Source organism: Anabaena sp. FACHB-595, from assembly GCF_048568275.1.
Classification (GTDB): Bacteria; Cyanobacteriota; Cyanobacteriia; order Cyanobacteriales; family Nostocaceae; genus Trichormus.
Window position 1 is genome coordinate 3,296,363 of sequence record NZ_CP183473.1, and the last position, 21,613, is coordinate 3,317,975.

Consider the following 21,613-nt stretch of genomic DNA (forward strand, 5'->3'; position numbering starts at 1 on the left):
CAATTTATTAAGTTTGTTAACTAAATATTAACTACTTCTTGGTCGGGATCAAGGGGTGTCAACAGGCTTTTTTACCTAATTTACGAACTTATTACCTCTGAGGGGATCATATTGTCATGAAATCTTGATATTGATATTGGTGATCCCCTGATTTATGTGAAAATTTCATGACAATGCGCTGGACTCACCCAAAAACTTGAATCCACAAGGGCAGGATCAGCAGTAATAGAAGAGTTGAGAGAATGATGCTACTGGCGATTAAATCACGGTTGAGGTTGTACTCCTCTGCCAAAATTAGACCAGCGAAGGCTGAGGGCATCCCCGACATTAAAACCATTGCTAAACGGCGATCGCCTGACAACCCCAAAAACACAGTTGTAACTAAACCTACTAGTAAGGGTGTAATCACAACCCTCAACACGGTGGGGATCAGCGCCAGTTGGAAACTTTGCCATCTTTGTAGTTGAGCCAAGCGAATACCAGTCAAGAGAAAAGCGCAAGCAATAACAATATCAACAGAACCTTGTAATCCTGATTCCACAACTTCCGGTAACTTTATTGGTTGGGTGAGAGTCCCAATGAGAAACGCCCATAGAGGGGGTACAGTCAACAGATCCCAAAGCTGCATCCACCAGCGATTTGTAGACTTGGTATGGCTGAAGTAGCTGGCGATTAATACACCTACACCGTAGGGGCCGATCACATTGTGGGTAATACTGAAGAGAACAACCCAGTTGAGACTATCAACGTGGATTAAAGATGGTGCGATCGCCAAACCCACAAAACCAGTATTTCCTAAAACAGCCGCCAGCAGAAAACTACCTTTAGTAGAAGAGTCCAGCCAAGGATGAGAAACAGACTCACTCAAGTCAGGCTTAAACAAACGAGGTGAGATTTGTTGCCATCCCCACCACACCACCAATGCAGCTACTAAACCCAGCAGCAATGCCAAGAAGGTAATTAATGATGCTAGTATGGGAGTACTCCCAGCACCACTAAGTTCATTCTGACTGCCTTTACGAGCCAGTGCCACCAGTTCCAACGGTACTCCTACCCAGTAAAGACCACGACCTAAAAATTGCGGTAACCATGTAGGTAAAAATCTAAATATTAATAAACCCAAACTTATCCACAGAATCAGGGGTGTATAAGCCTGAAACAAAGTTTCTGTCATGAATCATCATAGGGATTAAGCAGTGTCATTAGTCTCAAGTACGCGTCTTGGGTCAACTCAAAACGCCAAAACCCAGATAAATCTGACTTTCTTCATTCCGAATTACCAATTGTCGCTAGAGACAGACAACTTGAGTTTAGTTGATTTAGATATAAAAATTCATACTTAATTTATAGCGGCTGACATCCTCTGAATCCGCCAAATATCATCTTGTCGAATCAATTCATAGCGTACACGTAATCTTTCGTCAGAAGACTTCCCTTTTTGCCCATTCTCATAAAATTGGGTTAACTCTCTGACTGTAGCCCCCACACTTGCACGATTGGGATCTATGTCAGATTTACTGATGGAGTCTACCTTGACACTATGACTGTATTCTCGATGACGATTGTCTGCTTTATCTTGCAAGGCAATTAGCCGCCATTGAGATAACGCTGAACCAGTTAAAATCTCGTTTAAACTCTCAATTTTATGTTCAGCGCCTAAAGCACTAGCTTTGGTAGCCAACCAATTTTCAATTATTTTCCTTGCCGTTTCTTCTGTGAGACTCACCTCTGGGGATTGTATCTGGGCATTTTTGTCAGGAATCTCTAAAGGTGGTTGACTAATCTGAATCGATAATTGCTCACCTTGTAAAGATGGTGCTGGGAAGAATACATTCTTTAACCACCCAAAAGTCGTTGAGACTATCAGCCAGAACAATAATATCCCACCCAAAGAACCCAAAACTATCCAAAGTAATCTTGTTTTCCGGCCTAGAGTGCTAGGTGAGGGTTGGCGTTGCTGATGAATACTGTGTCCTCTGTTGACAACTGCCTGTGGCTTCTTGCGTCTCCTGCGTTTAGGAGTTTGCCGTGGAGGGGTCGATTGGGTATAACCACTTACCCCCGGCTGAACAGGTCTGCTGGCGCGTTCTACAGGGATCTCTGGTGGATAATTGTCAGTGTAAGCATCTGTGGTCGATATATTTTCTCTAGCAGTTGTAAAATTTGAAGACTCTGGTCTTCTGTGGTTTGATGTTTCTGGTAATTCGGGATCAGGGGTTCTGTTTTGATGAAACTGCCGATTTACTTCTGATGGATGACTACGTTGGGGAACTGGTCTTGTGGACGCTTCTCCTGGCCTGTTCGCCTTCCCTACGGGACGTTTGGCGACTGGCGTTCCTCCAGAGTAAGAATTGCCCCTGGGTTGAGAAAACGATTGGCGGTTAATTACAGCCCATTCATTAGTGGTTTCCGCGTCGTTGGGCAAGGCTTCTAAATACGCTTGTACTTGTTGATTAGCAAAGTAATCTTTCAGGGAAGCTTGCTGTCTGGACAAATCGCGGAAATGGGGGAAAACTTCATTTTGCAGCCATTGTTCGGCATATAAGCACAAACCTGGCAGTAAATCGGGTGAATCTTGAGATTTTTCTCGAATTAAGGCTAAAGCTTCGTATTCTTGGCTCAGTTCTAAAACTCGCGTGGCTTCTTCAGTTTGCCCTAGTAATAGCGCACACAGGGACTGCTCTAAATGCACATCTTGCCGCTTAGACAAACGCATCAGAATTTGCTTGGCATGACGAATTAAAGCGGGCTGGCGTTGGGTGAATCCTCTGGCGATGGAAGCATAAACAGCTAAGTATGTAGCCACAGCCGAAGGGCGTTTGCTTTCACCATCAAACAACTTATGTTGTTCAGCCACTGTTAAGTGGTGGCGTAATTGCTGGATGAATCGGAGGAAGTCATCAATGTTTAAGCCTGATTGATCATTGCCTGTACCATCAATGCCACCGCGATCGTCTAAGATGCTTTGTAATAGATCCAGCCCTTGGTGGCGTTCAATGGTTTTTTCCTGGGGTAAGGCAAGTAATTCTAAAATTCTATAAGGGCGTAATTTGTAAAGATCAGCCTGAATTTCTGCCTGGACGCTGGGGAAGATGCCTTCACTAAACAGCACTTCTTGCCCAGTCTCTAAAGACAAAGCAGCGTTTTCATAGTGGCCTTGTTGCCATTGTTCCCGCCCTAATTCTAATGAGGCCAAAGCAACAGTCAAGAGAATATCTGGACGTTCAGAACTATCGAGAAATTCTTCAGGCGTGCGATGATTGCCATTTCTGGTGGATGCTGTGCCGTTTTGATTACCTAAGTAATTACGACCTAACTTGAGTACGAGTTCATACTCTCCCAACTCTTGCAAAATTAATAAAGCACCAATTAATTCCTCGGAGGAAACTTCGATGCTCAGGCTTTGGACATCGAAATGACCATTGTTGCTGTCCCCACGATTTTCCACTGCCACTTTGGTTGTAGCCGCGTTGTCTGGGTCGTAGGCGTGAGCAAGATACAGCTGGTCATAACTGCTGCGTTCCTTTGGATCTGATAAAACCACGTAAGCTTCTTCTATAAGTTGTTTACGGGAAGCAATTGCTGCTTGAGAATACTCCCGTCGCGGCAATTGGACAATGCGATCGCTGTATGCTTGTCGCAGTTGTTCATCACTTGCCGCTAACGGTAGCCCTAAAATTCGGTAGTAATCTAGCGGAATTCGCACAGCGTACTTCCCCTGCACCGTGATCAACATAATTCACCTAGACCATTCCAGGCTTGTAAAACCGTGCCATAATCATACGGTGAATAATACCGTGGTGAACTTACACTATAAGTGTATATTGCAACAATTACTTTTGTATCTTCCCAAAAATTTGTGTCATATTTTATTCCTTGGCTAGGAAATGTTGATGTTTTGTCTTAATTCTTAGTATTTCTGCTGAAAATAACTGTTATCAATAATTAAGTTACTGTAAAACCAACATAAGAATCATTGTTTTTGAGTACGAATGTTGTGCTTACACATAAGTACAATTAATCCCGTATCAGAAAATTTTCTGATTCAGGAGTTAAATATGCACCACTGCTAATGGTAGATGTGGATAACAGAAAGAACAAGATATTATCATAACTATATTTTTATGGCAACTACACAAATATAGGCATCCGATGTGATCTCTGTTGGCATAGCCTGGGCAGAAAAATTCCCTACATCTTATTAATCTCTCTTCTCCTCTGTCTCCTACCTCCGAAAATAAATATGGCTACACCACTCTGCACAAATGAAAATCAAAACTGAATCCTATATACATTGAGGAGTCGTCACTCTTATTTCTTGGAAATTGTTCATCGGTATGCAGAAACCGAGCTATCCTGGGTGATAGTCTATGAACTGAAATAGGGATGAGTCAGACTGAGAACAAGAATATTGTTGTTACAGTGAGATATTCCCAGATAAATGTCCCATAAACACAAAATTCCAGCATTTACTCTCTACTATTTCCCATAATTCTTTGTGGTGTAGAAAATTTGGTTGTTCACTCTAGTAAACCCTGCTGGGGAAAATAAAATTGCTCAGAAAACAACCTATTTAAAATGGTAAATTTCGATTTTAGACAGGAATACTAAAAAATAATGGTTCAAGAACGCACAATACCTAAATTTAATACTGCCAACGCCAAAATCACCAAAGAAGAAGGGCTTCTTTTATACGAAGACATGACTTTGGGGCGTTTTTTTGAAGATAAATGTGCCGAAATGTACTACAGAGGCAAAATGTTTGGTTTTGTCCACTTGTACAACGGACAAGAAGCAGTTTCTACTGGCGTAATTCAAGCGATGCGACCAGGGGAAGATTTTGTTAGCAGTACCTACCGCGACCACGTTCATGCTTTGAGTGCTGGAGTCCCAGCTAGAGAAGTCATGGCGGAGTTATTTGGCAAAGCCACAGGTTGCAGCAAAGGGCGCGGCGGTTCCATGCATATGTTTTCCGCCGAACATGGCTTATTAGGCGGCTATGCTTTCGTTGCGGAAGGAATTCCTGTAGCAGCTGGTGCAGCTTTTCAAAGTAAATACCGCCGGGAAGTTTTGGGAGACCCCAACGCCGACCAGGTAACAGCTTGCTTCTTCGGTGATGGTGCAGCTAATAACGGGCAGTTCTTTGAAACTCTCAATATGGCTGCTCTTTGGAAACTGCCAATTATTTTCGTGGTAGAAAATAATAAGTGGGCCATTGGTATGGCTCACGACCGAGCAACTTCTGACCCAGAGATTTACAAAAAAGCCAGCGTCTTTAACATGGTTGGCGTAGAAGTAGATGGTATGGATGTGCTGGCGGTGCGTGCAGTCGCGCAAGAAGCCGTAGCCCGTGCGCGTGCTGGTGAAGGCCCGACCTTAATAGAAGCTCTAACCTACCGTTTCCGTGGTCACTCTTTGGCAGACCCGGATGAAATGCGTGGCAAAGCTGAGAAAGAATTTTGGTTTTCCCGTGACCCAATTAAGAAGCTAGCAGCTTATCTAATAGAGCAGAACTTGGCAGATGAGGCAGAACTCAAAGCCATCGAGCGCAAGATTCAGGACGTGATTGATGATGCGGTGAAGTTCGCAGAAAGTAGCCCTGAACCAGACCCCAGCGAATTGTATCGCTTTGTCTTCGCAGAAGACGAATAAATTGAGGACTGGGGATTAGGGATTGGGGATTAGGGATTATATATTTAGCTCTGAACCCCAATGCTTCTAGCCCCTAATCTCTCGCCTCCAGCCCCTAGCCTCTGAGGACTCAACTTGTGTTTAGTATTGCCATCCAACAGCAACAGTACAAAACCTATATCCTTTCTGATGAAACGACTGGTTCTCAATTGGAAGTTGTACCAGAACGTGGCGGTATTATTACCCGTTGGCGTGTGAAGGGAGAGGAAATTCTCTACCTAGATGCTGAACGCTTCACTCATCCGGATTTGAGCGTCAGAGGTGGAGTACCAATTCTATTTCCCATCTGCGGCAACTTACCGGATAATTCTTACACCCTCAACGGTCAGCAGCACACACTCAAACAACATGGGTTTGCCCGTGATTTGCCCTGGGAAGTAGTTGAGCAGACCACTAAGGACTCAGCTGCACTGACGTTAGTTCTCCGTAGCAACGAACAAACAAAGGCGGTTTATCCTTTCGATTTCCAATTAGTATTCACTTACGTACTACGAGGGAATACTCTAGAAATTCGCCAGGAGTACCAAAATCTGTCATCTACGCAATTGCCATTCTCGGCTGGGTTCCATCCTTACTTCTTTACTGGAGATAAAAATCAACTGGAATTTGACATTCCCTCCCAGGAGTATCAAGACCAGCAAACAAAGGAAGTTCATCCCTTTAATGGCAATTTTGACTTTAACCGTGATGAAATGGATTTTGCGTTTGGTCACATCACCAGCCAGTCTGCTAGTGTCATCGACCGTAATCGGCAGTTTAAACTAACTTTGGATGCTGATGATATTTTTTCAATGTTGGTATTTTGGACGCTCAAGGGCAAAGAATTCTATTGTCTAGAACCTTGGAGCGCTCCTCGTAACTCCCTGAATACTGGTGAAAAGCTGACGGTGCTAGAGCCAGGCACTAGCTACAAAGCATCTGTAAGATTGTCGGCAAGTTTTTTCTAAAAACCCTTTACAAGTCTACGGTTGTTTATGCTATGATGGCAAAGTTGCGAAACAAACCGCAAGGGTCGCTAACTCAACGGTAGAGTACTCGGCTTTTAACCGATTAGTTCCGGGTTCGAATCCCGGGCGACCCATAAAATGAACAAACAAACTCGCTGATGCTTTTAAATGAAAGTAGAGGCGGGTTTCATAATAAGAGCAAATTTACAGTGTTGATAATCTGCGCCCCATTTGTTTTTTAAAACTATAGAGTGACTGTTTGACTTCTGAATTATATGGGGTTTAAGGCAAGTGTTATGGGGCATTGCTCACACTAACCTAGATGTCTTTGGCAATGCTAACCCTACAAATAATACAAATACTTAAAGATGACGAATGACTGAAATTGATGTGGTATTGCGTCAATAATGCTCAACACAGTTTATTCTATACAGGAATTAGGAGCAAATTCTTTCATTATGTGCCGTCTACTTGCCTACCTTGGTTCGCCTATTTCTCTGGAATATCTCTTGTATAAACCAGAACATTCGCTGATAGTTCAAAGTTACCAACCCCGTGAAATGACTTCTGGGGTGGTAAATGCAGACGGCTTTGGTGTGGGTTGGTATCATAGCCAAAAAGATACTGAACCTTTTACCTATAAAAATACTCTGCCTATTTGGAATGATATTAATTTGCCTAGTCTGAGCCGTTATGTGGAATCTAAGTGTATTTTAGCTTATGTGCGTAGTGCGACAGCAGGACAAGCTCTAGATTTTGCCAACTGTCAGCCATTTCATTATAAGCAATCCCTATTTATTCATAATGGTTACATTGAGAATTTTCGCAAGACCTTACATCGCAAACTCCGCAGTATTTTAACCCCAGATTTTTACGAACATATCAATGGAAGTACTGATTCTGAACATATTTTTGCGTTACTACTTTCACAAATTCAAAGCAATAAACATCGTTCTGTAGAGTCGGTTTTACGTAACACTTTACTCATGCTGTGGGAGATGGCAAAACGTCATCAAGTTGATGCTTCTGCAAATGTAGTTTTTAGTGATGGCGATCGCCTCATCGCCTCCCGCTTTGCTTCATCTTCATCACCGCCATCACTGTATTGGCTCAAAGATGATTTAACTTTTCCTAATTCTGTCATTATTGCATCTGAACCATTATTTGCAGGTAATTGGACTGCTTGTCCAGAAAATAGCATTATCAGTGTGGGAGAGGATTGTGATATCAAAATTGAAAGCATCTAGTGTGAAAGAGTTGATTGCTTTTGCTTTGGAGGAGTGTCGCACTAAAACCCTAAGTTTATTTGTAGGTATGGATGCAGCTACATTCTGTTGTCAACCTCATGCTGATTTTAGTCCTGTGGGTTGGCATTTGGGACATATTGCCTATATAGAATCTCTTTGGGTATTAGAACATAGTGCTGATTTACCATGCTTATTTCCCCAATATCGTCAGTTATTCGCAGCTGATGGTTTACCGAAAAAACAACGAGGCCAATTACCAGAAATAGCAGAAATCGTTTATTACTTGGATACAGTGAGAGCAAAGGTTTTGGAATATCTAGAAGTAGCTGATATCCAACAGCAAGAACGACTTTGGCGCTTTTTAATTCAGCACGAAAGCCAACACTGCGAAATCATAACTATGGTGTTGGAATTACTTAACTGTCAACTGCCAACTGTCAACTGTCAACTATCAACCGTCAACCATCAACAGTTAAATTCTGTGGGGGAGATGGTGGAAATTCCCGCAGGGGAGTTTGAGTTGGGTAACGATTCCATTGATGCTTTAGATAATGAGCGTCCAGCACATAGAGTTTATTTAGATACTTACTGGATTGACCGTTACCCTGTGACGTGTGGTGAATATGGGGTATTTATAGAGGCTGGAGGGTATCAAAACCCTGAATGGTGGTCAGTAGCAGGTTGGAAATGGTTACAAACAGAGCAAGTAATACAACCACTTTACTGGAATCGCCTAAGCTCTACCACGGAGAATCACCCAGTATATGGTGTTAGTTGGTACGAAGCCGAAGCTTATGCGCGGTTCGTCGGTAAGCGTTTACCCACAGAAGTTGAATGGGAAAAAGCCGCAAGTTGGAATGTCAAAGCTGACTGTCGCCACACCTACCCTTGGGGGGAAGATATGCCAACACCCCAGAATTGTAATTGTGATGGACTACGACGAGGTTTAGGCGAGAAAACCACACCAGTCAATGCTTACCCGGCTGGGCAAAGTGCCTATGGTATATATGACACTTTAGGAAATGTTTGGGAGTGGACAGCTTCTTGGTTCGATGGTTACAAAGGTTTTCAAAGTTACCCATACAAAGGTTACGCGCAAGTTTATTTTGACCAAAAACATCGCGTGTTAAAAGGTGGTAGTTGGGCAACACGTCCTTGGGTACTGCGTCCTAGTTTCCGCAATTGGTATCATCCCCAGGTTCGTCAGATTTTTGCTGGGTTTCGTTGTGCGAGGGATTAGGGACGAATCAATTCAAAATTCGTTGTGGAAAGTTGAGCTATTGTGTTGGTGTTTATGTAGCCTCTTCTAACGGAGAGGCTACATGGTTTTGGGAGTTTTATATGATGAGAGATGAAACAGAAATGAGAGAGTAGGATAACAATTCTTACTCAAGATGGGCCGAACGCCCCGCTATCGCTAACAACATTTTCTTAGACAAAAACCTTAAATATAGCTTTAAAGTTTGAGTATTCCTGCTGTGGCGTGATGTTATTTATTATGGCTATATGTTTCACTGGCTAGCGTAAAGATTCTTCTTTCAGGGCAATCTCTTACATCCAGCATCCGGAGGTTAAATGTCAGTACTGAAAGCTACTAACAGCATTGAACAACGTTTGCAAATACAGCGTTTGCAAGCGCCAACCCGCGTAGTTACATCTACGGCTGGGGGTGATGTGGTAAAGGGGTTAACTCAAACACCCAAAACTTTACCCCCTTGTTATTTCTATGATGACAGAGGTTCTGAATTATTTGAGCGTATCTGTGAGTTACCTGAATATTACGTGACACGCACAGAAACGGCTATTCTACAAAGGTTTGCAGGTGAAATTGCTCGAATTACTGGCGCTTGCGAGTTAGTAGAACTGGGAAGCGGTAATTCTACCAAAACTCGTATATTACTGGATGCTTATCAGCAACTAGATTATCCTCTGCGTTATTTACCGATTGATGTTTGTGCAGGGATTTTGGAAAGTAGCGCCAAGCAGTTACTTCAAGACTATCCTTCCCTAGAAGTTTATGCACTAGCAGGAACTTATGAATTAGCACTTGCACAACTTACTACCAGAAAATTATCTAGTAGGATGATTTGTTTTATTGGTAGTACCTTAGGTAATCTGAACCAGCAAGAGTGTGATGTCTTCTTGTCCCAAATTAGAGCAACTTTAAATTTTGGGGAATATTTCTTATTGGGGGTAGATTTGCAAAAGCCAAAGGAGATTTTGGAACCAGCATATAGCGACAGTCAAGGAGTAACCGCAGAATTTAACCTGAATATGTTGGAGCATTTAAACCGAAGTTTTGAGGGAAATTTTGATACGACACAGTTTGAACACTGGGCGTTTTATAATGAAAGTGAACAGCAAATTGAGATGCACTTGAAAAGTGAGCGATCGCAAACTGTCCAGTTAAAGTCTCTCAATCTCACCGTTAATTTTGCCCAAGGTGAAACCATCCTCACCGAAATTTCTCGCAAATTTAACCTCGAAAGCATTCAGCAGCAACTCGCAGCTAAAGGTTTAATACCTGTCCAGACCTGGACTGATGCAAATCAGTGGTTTGGTTTATTGCTATGTCAAGTGCAAGGATAAGTAATTAAGTTAGGAAATGTCAATCAAGTCCGGCTAATTGCTGAAAATATGCTTGGTATTGTCGGTAACAGGTAATTGGTCTTTCCCATTACCTGTTACCGATTACCAACTAATACGGATATTGTTAGTGATTAATTTATAGGTATCTGCCAAAATAGGGAAACTGTCTTATCTCTATTTCGGTCATGACATTAAGACTTCAACTTCGTGAGTCATACTTGTGGGTTGAGGAATAGGTAACCCATCGACAATCATTCCTTCTATATGAAACTCAATAGCTTCTGTAATCAGTTGTTTAACTTCTTCTAAAGTTTCACCCACAGCTACACATCCTGGTAAATCAGGTACATAAGCACCATAGCTAGTTTCACCCTTTTCAATTACAACCGCGTAACGCATCAATCTTCCTCCAATTGAGCCTGTCTCCAAATATTTTTCAGAGTACCAATTGGTACATCAACACTCGGCTTACCAGACACTGTTACTGTACCAGTTTTATCGGGATGCTTGAACTGTCTGTGACTACCTTTAGTTCTAGCTAAATACCAACCATCGGTTTCCAATCTTTTAATAACTTCACTAACTTTCATATTTTGTATACTCTGGATTTACATACTTAGAGAATACTCAAATATGATGCGCCTTCCCAACTAACCAATTATCCAATAGGACGATTACCGGGATTAACTGCATGAATAAACTCACTACCTGAGTTGGGTCTACCGCGTTTATAACTGGCTTCTTCTGGCTTACCCCATCCCAACTGTAAAACTATTTCTAAAAAATTAGAACTTTCCGATTTCCATAAAGTAGCCCATTCTGTTCTTTGGACAATTCTTTCTACATCAGACATAAAAATTAACTGATGTTGTTTGTTAATATTAAAGCTTAAATATAAATCCATCCCGGCTGAGACTGCATACCAAAATTCTAAAATATGGTTTTTAGCAGCTTGTAATATTTCTAAATCACTACTTAAAGCAATTAGTTGGGTATCTACTTCTGGATAACGTAATATCTTGCCCTTGACTGATATTTCCTTCCACACAATGCCAGAAATTTGATAATCCCTTTGATAGTCATGTATGGCATTTTTAAAATCTTGATATGCCGTGAATTTTTGTAGTCCATCTGTTCTGATAAACTGGTCAATTATAGGATTACCAGAAACTGTTACTTCTAATTTTAGACGCTCTCCTTTAAGGCAAGCTAGGCGTTCAGCAGCCAAAATTTGAATTAGTTCTTCCGTGGTGTAAACCTTTGACATCAGAACACACTTAATTGGTCGTTGGTCATTGGTCATGAGTCATTGGTCATTAGTTCTAGTTTTGGATGATTGACTATGAACTTTGGACTGTTGACTATAGACTTTGGACTGTTGATATTTCGACATTATCTCTTGGCGTTATGGGGAATACAGTAACAGATATCACTAAAAATTTGGGCAGACCAATTTGGTCTACCCCCGAAGTTACTTGGCTAACTCACTACTGAACTCATTGAACGATCGCCTTTTCAATTGTACAGATTCTGTACGTGGTAATAAATCAAATACTTCTCGTAGTCTGTCATCGATTTCTTCAAAAGGAACTTGACCTTTCTTGTTTAAGACTACCTCACCAGATTGATTCAACACTACAACTTGAGGCACACCTCCAGAATAGTAATATCCTGGTTCGGTGGGTTCATAAGTCTTTTTGGATGGGATGGTATCCACGCTGATGGGGATAATTTCTGCGGCTCTACCGTAGAATTCTTGTACCCGTGAAATTACAATGGCGTATTGTTTGCAATCGCTACTGTCATCCAAGTAGAATGCCAAAAATATTGGTTTATGTTCTGCTAACGATTGGGCTAAAGTAAATCTGGATGGTACTAACGATCCATTACCCGCATAAACCACGAACATATTGCCATCATATACATCATCGTTAATACCTGCAAAGGCTGGCTGTATTCCTACAATCAATAGACATATAAGCAAACACAGGCCTTTAAAAACCAACCGTCGCCAGTCAGCAATCTGTCTATGTAAAAAAGAAAACTCTATACTATTCATCAAAATGAACCTTACAAGCTACTGTTTGTCTTCGGTTTGTGCTGAATGAGGCAACCTGGGCCGGATATATAATTACGCCCGTATACTATTTTTTAAGATAGCGCCTAGTGGGATCTGTGGGGAGTGTTGACTGTTGACCTTTGACCGTTGACTATGGACTATTGACTAATTACTAATGACTATTAATAAATTAGGGTATGGATGTGGGAAATAAAATCAAAGTTATAGATAGGCTGCGGTTGGGTTTTGCGGTGTTGGTGGCGAAAAGTGTCACGTTTTTAGTGCGATCGCTCCGTCTCGGTGCTGCTAGTGTATTACCAGGGTCTATTGCCCGTCGGATTGAACCCCGGTTGCTGCAATTATTGAGTCAGCAGGTGAAAAATGGGGTCATCATCATTGCTGGGACTAATGGTAAAACTACTACAGCGCTGCTGTTATGCACTATTTTAGAAAATAAAGGCTACCGTGTCTGCCATAACTCCACGGGTGCAAATCTAGAAAATGGGTTGATGACGGCGTTGCTAGAAAGCACTAACCTGGTGGGGACGCTAGATGTGGATTATGCAATTCTGGAAGTGGATGAGAATATTGTTCCCAGAGTCTTAAAACCACTCCAGCCACGAATTATTCTTTGTTTAAACCTGTTCCGCGACCAACTTGATAGGTACGGTGAAGTAGACACCATCAGCAAGCGGTGGACGAAGGTTATTTCGACTCTTCCAACAGAAACGGTAGTCATTCCCAACGCTGATGACCCGACTTTATCCCTTCTCGGTCAACAGTTACCCCAAAAGGTCTTGTTCTTCGGTTTAAATGAACCAGAACATTATTTAGAAGCCATTCCTCACGCCGTTGATTCTATCTATTGTCCTCAATGTGGACATTCTTTAGATTACCAAGGTGTGTATTTATCCCATTTGGGAGATTTTACTTGTCCTAGTTGCGGATTTACTAAGAGTCAACCTGCTTTAGCCAGTAGGGAATGGTCACAAATTCTCGTTGGTTTATACAACAAATACAACACCTTAGCCGCCACCACCGCCGCTATTGAATTAGGTGTAGATGAAACCACAATTAGAGATACTATTAATAATTTCCAGGCGGCTTTTGGTCGTGCAGAAGATTTAGTGATTGATGGTAAGCGCGTCAGAATTTTATTATCAAAAAATCCTGTGGGGACAAATGAAACAATTCGCGTCGTCACTCAAAGCACAGATAAAACCACTTTATTAGTATTAAACGATCGCACCCCAGATGGCACAGATGTATCTTGGATTTGGGACGTAGATACAGAAAAATTAGTGGAACGGGGAGGAACTTTAGTAGTAAGTGGCGATCGCGTCTATGATATGGCACTACGTCTACGTTATAGTGAAAAATCGCCCCATAGTAACCTAAATTTAATTGTCGAAGCCGATTTACGTCAAGCGATCGCCACAGCCTTAGAACACACCCCAGTCACCGAAACCCTGCATATTCTCCCCACCTATTCCGCCATGCTAGAAGTGCGCGAAGTCCTCACAGGTAGGAAAATTCTGTAACCCAGTCAACAGTCAACAGTCAACAGTCAACAATCCCCACAAATATGAATTCTCCACAATTAGAATTAACTATCGGTTGGCTATATCCTACATTGATGAGTACCTATGGCGATCGCGGTAATGTAATTACTATCGAACGTCGCGCCCAATGGCGGGGATATACGGTGAAAGTATTGCCTTTAGACCAAAACTCCACAGCAGATGATATTAAGTCTGTAGATGTGATAGTTGGTGGTGGCGCACAAGACAGACAGCAAGAAATTGTCATGCGCGATTTGCAAGGCGCGAAAGCTGACGCGATGCGTGAGAAAATCGACAATGGCACACCAGGAGTGTTTACTTGTGGTTCACCCCAATTATTAGGACACTATTACGAACCAGCATTTGGACAGCGTATTGAAGGTTTAGGAATACTTGATTTAGTTTCTATCCATCCTGGTGAAAATACTAAGCGTTGTATCGGTAACTTAGTTATAGAAGTTACAGCTAGTCGTCTGGCTAAAGATTTAGAAGAAATGACGGGAAGCAAAGCCTACTTAGTGGGTTTTGAAAATCACGGTGGACGCACTAAGTTAGGTAAGGTAGAAGCTTTAGGAAAAGTGGTTTACGGCTTAGGCAATAATGGTGAAGATGGTACAGAAGGCTCATTTTATCAGAATGCCATAGCAACCTATTCCCACGGGCCATTATTACCCAAAAACCCCTTTGTGGCTGACTGGTTAATTCAAACAGCGTTGCGGTTAAAGTATCAGCAGGCAATTACTTTACAAGCTTTAGATGATAGTTTGGCTATGCAGGCACGGGAAGCTATGTTTAAAAAGTTACAAGTCAACCCACCAAGACCATCTGCGGTAGCTAAAGTCTAATAATGTATTTTAGCGTTTTTTGGAAGTCTCCACTTCTTTTAACTATTACGCCCTCGTCCCCCACTGAATTTGGTACTCCGAATCAGTGGCGGGATTAATGGTGGTTGATAAGGATTGCATCTAAGGTTAATTCTTTGCACAGCAAAGACAAATATTAGATGTATGACGAATCAACAATTATTTTCTCTTGATTGCTTACCACGAATTATATATCATGCTAAAATAAGTATATAAGGAGGTGAGGTTGAGTGTTGCACAAGGTTGTACAAGTTCGTTTATACCCATCAATTGAGCAGAAAGTTCAGTTAGCTCAAGCTTTTGGTTGCTCTCGTTGGTGGTGGAATTACGCTCTAAATAAATCAATTGAGACTTATAAAGAAACGGGCAAAGGACTTACACGTGCAGCACTCAACGCACTACTTCCTAATCTCAAAAAAGCAGAAGATACTTGTTGGTTAGCTGACTGTTATAGCCAAGTTTTACAAGCTACAACACTGAATCTAACCACAGCGTACAAGAACTTTTTTGAGAAACGTGCTGGCTTTCCTAAGTTCAAATCCAAGCATGGCAAGCAGTCAATTCAGTATCCTCAAAACGTCAAAATTGTAGATGGTGAGTCCAGTCCTGTTCGCGCAGCGTCCCGTAGGGAAGGAGGGTTTCCCTCCGTAGGGAACTGGCGCTCGCGTAGCGTATCCGAAGGATTCACCCGTAAGGGCAATATCAAACTTCCAGGAAATATTGGAATAGTCAAAGCCAAAATACATAGACCGATTGAAGGGAAAATAAAGACTGTCACTGTTAGTAAAACACCATCAGGTAAATACTTGGCATCTATCCTGACTGAAGTAGAGGGTGTTTCGACTCCGCTCAACACAAGTGAAAAGCCTGCTATTACGGAGGGGAAGATTTACGGTATTGATTTAGGGCTAAAACATTTCGCTGTTGTGTCTGACGGTGAAAAGATTTCTAAATACGATAATCCTAAACACCTTGCCAAGCATGAGAAAAACCTCAAGCGTAAACAAAAGAAGTTAGCCCGTAAAGTAAAAGGGAGTAATTCAAGAAATAGATATAGAAAAGTTGTTGCCAAAGTGTACGAGCGAGTTAGTAATTCGCGGCAAGATTTTCTACATAAACTTAGTTATAAGTTGGTCAGCGATAGCCAAGCTGTCATAGTAGAGAATCTTCACCTTCTGGGCATGGTACGCAATCATAAATTGGCGAAGTCAATATCTGATGCAGGATGGGGAATGTTCACCAACTTTTTAGCCTACAAGCTAGAACGCAAGGGTGGAAAGTTAGTTGAGATTGATAGGTGGTTTCCTAGTTCCAAACTCTGCTCTAATTGTTTCTACCAAATTGGTGAGATGCCGTTGGATGTCCGTGAATGGACTTGTCCTAGTTGTGGCACTCATCATGACAGGGATGGAAACGCAGCTATAAATATTAGAGCCGAAGGCATCAGAATGATAAAGGCGGAAGGTTCAGCCGTCTCTGCTGTAGGAGGGGAGGTAAGTCCTAAGCTTGGGCGAAAGTCTAAGTTTGGGCATTCCCCCGTGATTACAGAAGCCGACACTGTACTTGGTACTCCAAGTCAGTGTGGGTAGTTCACAATATCTCTAAACCAATACTCTAGGCGATCGCCCATTGCTTGTTGAGAATATTCTAACTCTGCCTGTTGGCGACAAGCACGGCGATCAATTTTATCTAAGCTTCTTATCGCATTCACTAACCCATCAACACTATCTGGCTCTACTAAGAAACCCGTTTCCCCATTTTTGACAATTTCCGTGAGTCCCCCACGACGATAAGCTATCACTGGTACACCACAGGCTAAAGCCTCAATCGCCACATTACCAAAGGCTTCCACCCAACGAGGCGTGACTAATAACGCCCGACATTGACCTAATTCCTGTTGCAGTTCCTCTGTAGGCAAAAATCCTCTATATATAATTGGAGCGTCTGCATATTTTTGACAAATATCCTGCCAGTATTGTTCATTTTGCTTGAATCCAAAAATTTTCAGGGGAATACCCGTAATTTTGGCTGCTGCGACTGCATCCTCTAAAGCTTTTTCTGGGGCGATTCTCCCTACCCAAGCTAAAAAATCACTCGGTTGGGCGCAAAATTGATAAATAGATAAATCCATCCCATTGGCTAGACAACGGCATTTATCCGCGAAGGTGAATGTCTGTGCTTGAGAGAGGGTATGTACACCAATAGTTTCGGGAAAATTAGTTGCAACTTGCTCAATGATGGAATCCATTGCATCAGTCAAAGAACCCATACTAATTAAATGAGCGATGGGACAGCTAAAAAATGGAGTTAAATATAAAGGCAGCCAATCATAAGCAAAGTTGACAATTAAATCATAATCAGATTGCACTTGGTGAGCATAGTCCCACATATTCGCCAAGACAGAATTTTTTGGGAGAATAATCGGCTCATCACGAGTCTGGGTTTGGGCTGGTGTTTGCACTTCCCCAGCAATTTCTAAAACAGGTACATTTTTCACTATCGACCCTTGAGGAGCGACGATTTTGACACTATGACCGCGCCGAATCATTTCCTGGGAAATATTGCTGAGAGTGAGTTCTACCCCACCGCCAATACCTGAACCAATCGCACCCACAGGAGTAGATAACATGAGCAACTTTAGTAAGTCGCTTGGAGATGAAGTCATTTGATTGTAATTAATCGAATTTTTACTGATGTTATTAATAAATTAATTAGGTCTATTGTTACCCATAAATCTTATCTCCATTTACGATAACATCGAGCAGTAATATTATAAGGCTGAAACAATTCTAAGTATTTGGTTTGCAGAATTTTAAAAAATTGCTCTATTACTTGATGGTCATCTATATGAAAGGGATACTCTTGATTAAAACCCTTAAAGAAACACCAGTTGAGTATAATCTTTCCTTCGTTGTTCAGAATTTCGTAAAAGTTGATTAATTGCAAACTGGGGTCTGGTAAATGTTCTAAAACATCAAAAGATATGATGGTGTCAAAATTTTCTTGTGGCGGGACTTCAAGACAGAAAGTTATCTTTTCATTTAAACCCAACTTTTCGGCTCTATACTTCACAAAATCACGATTAATAGGATTAATATCGCAATAAATTACTTGCTCAACTTGAGGACAAAGAGCAGCACCAATGGCGTGAGTGCCAATACCCCCACCAAAATCTAACACTCGACCCTGACTATAATCCGCCACCAAACGCAGCGTATCGCCTATATAATCTTGGCTAGTTAAATGCCATGCACCCAATTCAAATAAATAAGATTCCCGTACTTTGTCACGATAAAAAGCTGTGGCTTTTTCCCAGTCAAAATCTTTGTGACCCAATTCAGCCATTTGTTGCTGACTGAACTCTAACTTTGTTTCTAGCGTTTCTGCATCTATATTTAAAAACTCCTGTATATGCTGCTTTAAGTTAAATGAATTTTGCCAGTAACCATTTAAAAATGATGGCTTAGGTAATGTTTGCATAATCTCTGTAATATAAGAAATACAACTTATGTATGATACCTTATAATAGTGCAGAAAAATAACGATCAAGCAAATTGATCATTTTTCTATTGATGTAAAAGGATATAATACTACGAATATTTAAAATAAACACATCATCAAAAATTGAGTAAAACCCGTGAGAAAACCTTAATTACTCTAATCAATTGCTATGATAAGTATTATTTTTTTATCCAGAATAATTCAACATTTTAACTTAGCTACACGCTATTTATTAATAGCATTAACTCTGACTATGTGTCTGATATTATCAGCTTGCCAATCAACAATACAGGCACAATCAAGTATTATCAATCTTACCCTTTGGCATGGGATTAATCCCCCCAGTAATCGAGATGTATTTCAACAACTAGTAGACAAATTTAATCAAACTCATCCAGATATCCACATAGAATCTCTCTATGCAGGTCAGCTTGAACAACAAATACCCAAAGTTTTAACCGCAGTTGTGGGTAATGTACCACCAGATATTTTGTTTTTCAACCCGCAAATCACTGGTCAATTGGTAGACTTGGCAGCTATTCGACCTTTGGAAGAATGGCTAGATAAATCTCCCCTCAAGGCAGAAATTATTCCTAATTGCTTTGGGGAAATGGAGTTAGATGGTCATATTTGGTCAGTCCCTCTTTTTGCTGGGAATGTGGGGATTTTTTATAGACCGGATTTATTTAAAGCGGCGGGAATTACCGAATTACCCAGGACTTGGGAAGAACTCAGACAAGTTGCTAAAAAACTCACCATAGACCGTAATGGCGATCGCATTCCCGATCAGTATGGTATGCTCATGCCCTTGGGTAAAGGGGAATGGACGGTTTTTACATGGTTTCCCTTCTTATTGAGTAGTGATGGGACAATAGTAGAAAATAATCATCCTAGTTTAATCAATCCAGGGGCGATCGCTGCTTTACAATTTTGGCAAAACCTCATTCAAGACGGTTCAGCCAAGTTATCTGCACCAGAACGGGGATACGAAGAAGATGATTTTGTGGCTGGTCGTGTGGCGATGCAGCTAACAGGGCCTTGGACATCTATTATGAAAAGTCAAGTTGATTTTGATGTCCTACCAATTCCTATTAACCTTCATCCTGCCAGTGTCCTCGCCAGTGGCAATATGTTTGTGATGAAAACCACACCACAAAAAGAACAAGCAGCTTGGAAGTTTTTAGAATACATTCTCAGTGAGCAATTCCAAACAGAGTGGAGTATTGGTTCAGGTTTTTTGCCAGTAAATTTAAAATCTATTCAAAGCCCAGCTTATCAAGAAGCTATCCGACAAAAACCGGCGCTGCAAGTTTTTCTGGAGCAAATGGCTGTATCTGGTTCCCGTCCAATTATTTCTGGGTATAGTCGTCTATCAGAAAGTTTGGGTAGAGCAATTGAGGCGACAATGTTGGGTGCATCTCCAGAAAGCGCATTGAAAAAAGCCCAAGCACACCTAGATCTTTTTTGAATTGTTATTCATCATTAGTCAACTGTCAATACTAAAACAGATGCGGGTTTAGATGCACACATCTGATTGACAAACTGGTATAAATCTTTCCTATGGGCTATTCTGAATTTTGACTTTTGCAAAAATTATTGATGAAATCGACCATCTTACCTAAACCCCTCAAACCCGGAGATTTACTGCGAGTTATTGCTCCTAGCGGTGCTTTAAGAGAATTTGCGGCTTTGAAGCAGAGTGTAGAAATTTGGCGATCGCGCGGTTATCGTATAGAAGTTAGCTCAGATATTGATCATCATTGGGGATATCTGGCTAATAAAGATGAAGTGCGTCGTCATCAGCTAGCTTCTGCTTGGCAAGACCCTGATTGTCGCGGTATTCTCTGCGCCAGAGGTGGTTTTGGTAGCACACGCATCTTAGAAGATTGGCATTGGCAAACCAACTCAGACCCAAAATGGTTGATTGGCTTTTCTGATATTACTGCTTTGTTGTGGAGTCTTTATAACGCAGGTATATCCGGTGTTCACGGCCCTGTACTCACAACTTTGGCAGATGAGCCAGACTGGTCAACTGAGCGCCTATTTAATTTGGTAGAAGGACGACCTATTGCACCCCTTAAAGGCTGTGGTTGGGGTGGTGGTGTGGCTACTGGCATTTTGCTTCCCGGTAATCTTACGGTGGCCACCCATCTTTTAAGCACACCAATTCAACCTAACTTTGATGGCGTAATTTTAGCTCTGGAAGATGTCACAGAAGCACCGTACCGTATCGACAGAATGCTGACACAGTGGCGTTTAAGTGGTGTTTTAGCAAAAGTCAAAGGTATTGCCTTGGGAAGCTTTACTCGATGCGAAGCAGCCCCAAATATACCCAGTTTTAACACAGAAGAAGTTCTGCGCGATCGCTTGGCTGACTTGGGTATTCCTATTGTCTCCGATTTACCATTTGGTCATGGTGAACACAATGCCAGCCTACCCGTAGGTGTACCTGTCACCTTAGATGCAAATCACGGAGTCTTGGATATAGTAACCCTTTAAATAAATCTACTTGTTTAAACTATCATTTAACCGAGTACCAGTATAATTAGGAACCCAGCCATCTGCTGCTGTGAAATAACGCACTGCTTTAAAATTTAAAGAGGCAGTCAGGCTGCACCAGTGTTCTACCCCAGATGGAATGTGAAGATAATCTTGGGACTGGACTAAAAGTTGTACTTGGCTACCATCGGGTTTAACAAAACCAAAAATCATCTCACCTGCTAAAACGTACAATGCTTCAGGCGCGGTATGAGTGTGATATTGGGCGTAGGTAGCTATTAAAGTCTGAAGATTAGGCGAACCTGGATGCACATTCAGCAAATCACACCACAGATAGCCATTTTCTTGCTGAATAAACTCGAACACACTGTTGTGTAAATCGACAATGTGACACTTCTCTTTGTCTGTCAAAGCATCCTGTGTTAAAAGGTGAGGAAAGAGTATAGATGTACCAGGGTCGTAGTGCTTTAAATAAATTCCTAGTGGGGCAAGTTCACGAACTATCTCATCTAAATTGCTCTCAATTGTGCCGTCTTCCAGTAACAAGGTCGCCATGACAGAATAACTAATTAAGTGTTAAGAAGAGTATACTCAACTTTAACTCATCTTCGAGCAATAAGCCACTATTCCCGATAGACATAGTGGAGTTGTGGTA

General features: G+C 41.6%; 19 protein-coding genes and 1 tRNA gene. 11 read left to right on the forward strand and 9 right to left on the reverse strand.

The window, feature by feature from the left end; genetic code table 11:
- Positions 1-184 precede the first annotated feature (184 nt).
- Both ACN222_RS13515 and ACN222_RS13520 read right to left on the reverse strand, forming a co-directional pair.
- Positions 185-1,174: an AEC family transporter gene (locus ACN222_RS13515; protein ID WP_096637150.1), complete on the reverse strand. Its 990-nt coding sequence runs from the start codon at positions 1,172-1,174 to the stop codon at positions 185-187.
- A 165-nt stretch (positions 1,175-1,339) separates the two neighbouring features.
- Entirely contained in the window at positions 1,340-3,736 is a 2,397-nt protein-coding gene (locus ACN222_RS13520; protein WP_010996860.1) for an IMS domain-containing protein, read from the reverse strand.
- An 881-nt stretch (positions 3,737-4,617) separates the two neighbouring features.
- Between ACN222_RS13520 and pdhA the strand changes: the two genes are divergently transcribed.
- The 6 genes from pdhA to egtD all read left to right on the forward strand — a co-directional run bounded on the left by pdhA (position 4,618) and on the right by egtD (position 10,474).
- Positions 4,618-5,652: a pyruvate dehydrogenase (acetyl-transferring) E1 component subunit alpha gene (gene pdhA, locus ACN222_RS13525; RefSeq protein ID WP_419756861.1), complete on the forward strand. Its 1,035-nt coding sequence runs from the start codon at positions 4,618-4,620 to the stop codon at positions 5,650-5,652.
- Positions 5,653-5,768: 116 nt separating this feature from the next.
- The gene (locus ACN222_RS13530; RefSeq protein WP_010996862.1) at positions 5,769-6,638 is read left to right on the forward strand and encodes an aldose 1-epimerase; all 870 of its coding nucleotides are present in this window, start codon (positions 5,769-5,771) and stop codon (positions 6,636-6,638) included.
- Between the two features lie 62 nt (positions 6,639-6,700).
- Positions 6,701-6,772: transfer RNA gene (locus ACN222_RS13535), tRNA-Lys, on the forward strand.
- Positions 6,773-7,096: 324 nt separating this feature from the next.
- Positions 7,097-7,885 (forward strand): ergothioneine biosynthesis protein EgtC, encoded by a 789-nt coding sequence (egtC, locus tag ACN222_RS13540; RefSeq protein ID WP_044521450.1) that lies wholly within the window; start codon positions 7,097-7,099, stop codon positions 7,883-7,885.
- Positions 7,860-9,125: an ergothioneine biosynthesis protein EgtB gene (gene egtB, locus ACN222_RS13545; RefSeq protein WP_044521453.1), complete on the forward strand. Its 1,266-nt coding sequence runs from the start codon at positions 7,860-7,862 to the stop codon at positions 9,123-9,125. Before egtC ends, egtB begins: the two co-directional genes overlap by 26 nt.
- A gap of 335 nt (positions 9,126-9,460) precedes the next feature.
- The gene (gene egtD / locus ACN222_RS13550; RefSeq protein WP_010996865.1) at positions 9,461-10,474 is read left to right on the forward strand and encodes an L-histidine N(alpha)-methyltransferase; all 1,014 of its coding nucleotides are present in this window, start codon (positions 9,461-9,463) and stop codon (positions 10,472-10,474) included.
- Between the two features lie 183 nt (positions 10,475-10,657).
- Here the strand turns inward: egtD and ACN222_RS13555 are convergent, their stop codons facing one another.
- From ACN222_RS13555 to ACN222_RS13570, 4 genes are all read right to left on the reverse strand, one after another.
- A complete protein-coding gene (locus tag ACN222_RS13555; protein ID WP_010996866.1) occupies positions 10,658-10,873 on the reverse strand; it encodes a type II toxin-antitoxin system HicB family antitoxin in 216 nt (71 codons plus the stop codon).
- Positions 10,873-11,064 carry a type II toxin-antitoxin system HicA family toxin gene (locus tag ACN222_RS13560; RefSeq protein ID WP_010996867.1) on the reverse strand — a complete coding sequence of 64 codons (192 nt, stop codon included), beginning with the start codon at positions 11,062-11,064 and terminating at the stop codon, positions 10,873-10,875. Before ACN222_RS13560 ends, ACN222_RS13555 begins: the two co-directional genes overlap by 1 nt.
- A gap of 68 nt (positions 11,065-11,132) precedes the next feature.
- Positions 11,133-11,741 (reverse strand): hypothetical protein, encoded by a 609-nt coding sequence (locus ACN222_RS13565; protein ID WP_044523051.1) that lies wholly within the window; start codon positions 11,739-11,741, stop codon positions 11,133-11,135.
- A 204-nt stretch (positions 11,742-11,945) separates the two neighbouring features.
- On the reverse strand, positions 11,946-12,533 hold the full coding sequence (locus tag ACN222_RS13570; protein ID WP_010996869.1) for a thylakoid membrane photosystem I accumulation factor: 588 nt from the start codon (positions 12,531-12,533) through the stop codon (positions 11,946-11,948).
- A gap of 197 nt (positions 12,534-12,730) precedes the next feature.
- Between ACN222_RS13570 and ACN222_RS13575 the strand changes: the two genes are divergently transcribed.
- The 3 genes from ACN222_RS13575 (at position 12,731) to ACN222_RS13585 (ending at position 16,547) form a co-directional block, all read left to right on the forward strand.
- On the forward strand, positions 12,731-14,074 hold the full coding sequence (locus ACN222_RS13575; RefSeq protein WP_010996870.1) for a Mur ligase family protein: 1,344 nt from the start codon (positions 12,731-12,733) through the stop codon (positions 14,072-14,074).
- A gap of 44 nt (positions 14,075-14,118) precedes the next feature.
- Entirely contained in the window at positions 14,119-14,940 is an 822-nt protein-coding gene (locus ACN222_RS13580; RefSeq protein ID WP_010996871.1) for a type 1 glutamine amidotransferase, read from the forward strand.
- Positions 14,941-15,188: 248 nt separating this feature from the next.
- The gene (locus ACN222_RS13585; protein WP_010996872.1) at positions 15,189-16,547 is read left to right on the forward strand and encodes an RNA-guided endonuclease InsQ/TnpB family protein; all 1,359 of its coding nucleotides are present in this window, start codon (positions 15,189-15,191) and stop codon (positions 16,545-16,547) included.
- On the opposite strand, the gene ACN222_RS13590 is transcribed toward ACN222_RS13585, so the two are convergent.
- Together ACN222_RS13590 and ACN222_RS13595 are read right to left on the reverse strand one after the other, a co-directional pair.
- A complete protein-coding gene (locus ACN222_RS13590) occupies positions 16,535-17,623 on the reverse strand; it encodes a glycosyltransferase family 4 protein (RefSeq protein WP_010996873.1) in 1,089 nt (362 codons plus the stop codon). The genes ACN222_RS13585 and ACN222_RS13590 overlap by 13 nt on opposite strands.
- Positions 17,624-17,694: 71 nt before the next feature.
- Positions 17,695-18,438 (reverse strand): class I SAM-dependent methyltransferase, encoded by a 744-nt coding sequence (locus ACN222_RS13595; protein WP_010996874.1) that lies wholly within the window; start codon positions 18,436-18,438, stop codon positions 17,695-17,697.
- A gap of 190 nt (positions 18,439-18,628) precedes the next feature.
- On the opposite strand from ACN222_RS13595, the gene ACN222_RS13600 reads away from it, so the two are divergent.
- Both ACN222_RS13600 and ACN222_RS13605 read left to right on the forward strand, forming a co-directional pair.
- The gene (locus tag ACN222_RS13600) at positions 18,629-19,927 is read left to right on the forward strand and encodes an ABC transporter substrate-binding protein (protein ID WP_010996875.1); all 1,299 of its coding nucleotides are present in this window, start codon (positions 18,629-18,631) and stop codon (positions 19,925-19,927) included.
- A gap of 131 nt (positions 19,928-20,058) precedes the next feature.
- Entirely contained in the window at positions 20,059-20,958 is a 900-nt protein-coding gene (locus tag ACN222_RS13605) for a S66 peptidase family protein (RefSeq protein ID WP_010996876.1), read from the forward strand.
- A gap of 6 nt (positions 20,959-20,964) precedes the next feature.
- On the opposite strand, the gene ACN222_RS13610 is transcribed toward ACN222_RS13605, so the two are convergent.
- A complete protein-coding gene (locus tag ACN222_RS13610) occupies positions 20,965-21,513 on the reverse strand; it encodes a 1,2-dihydroxy-3-keto-5-methylthiopentene dioxygenase (RefSeq protein ID WP_010996877.1) in 549 nt (182 codons plus the stop codon).
- Between the last annotated feature and the right edge of the window lie 100 nt (positions 21,514-21,613).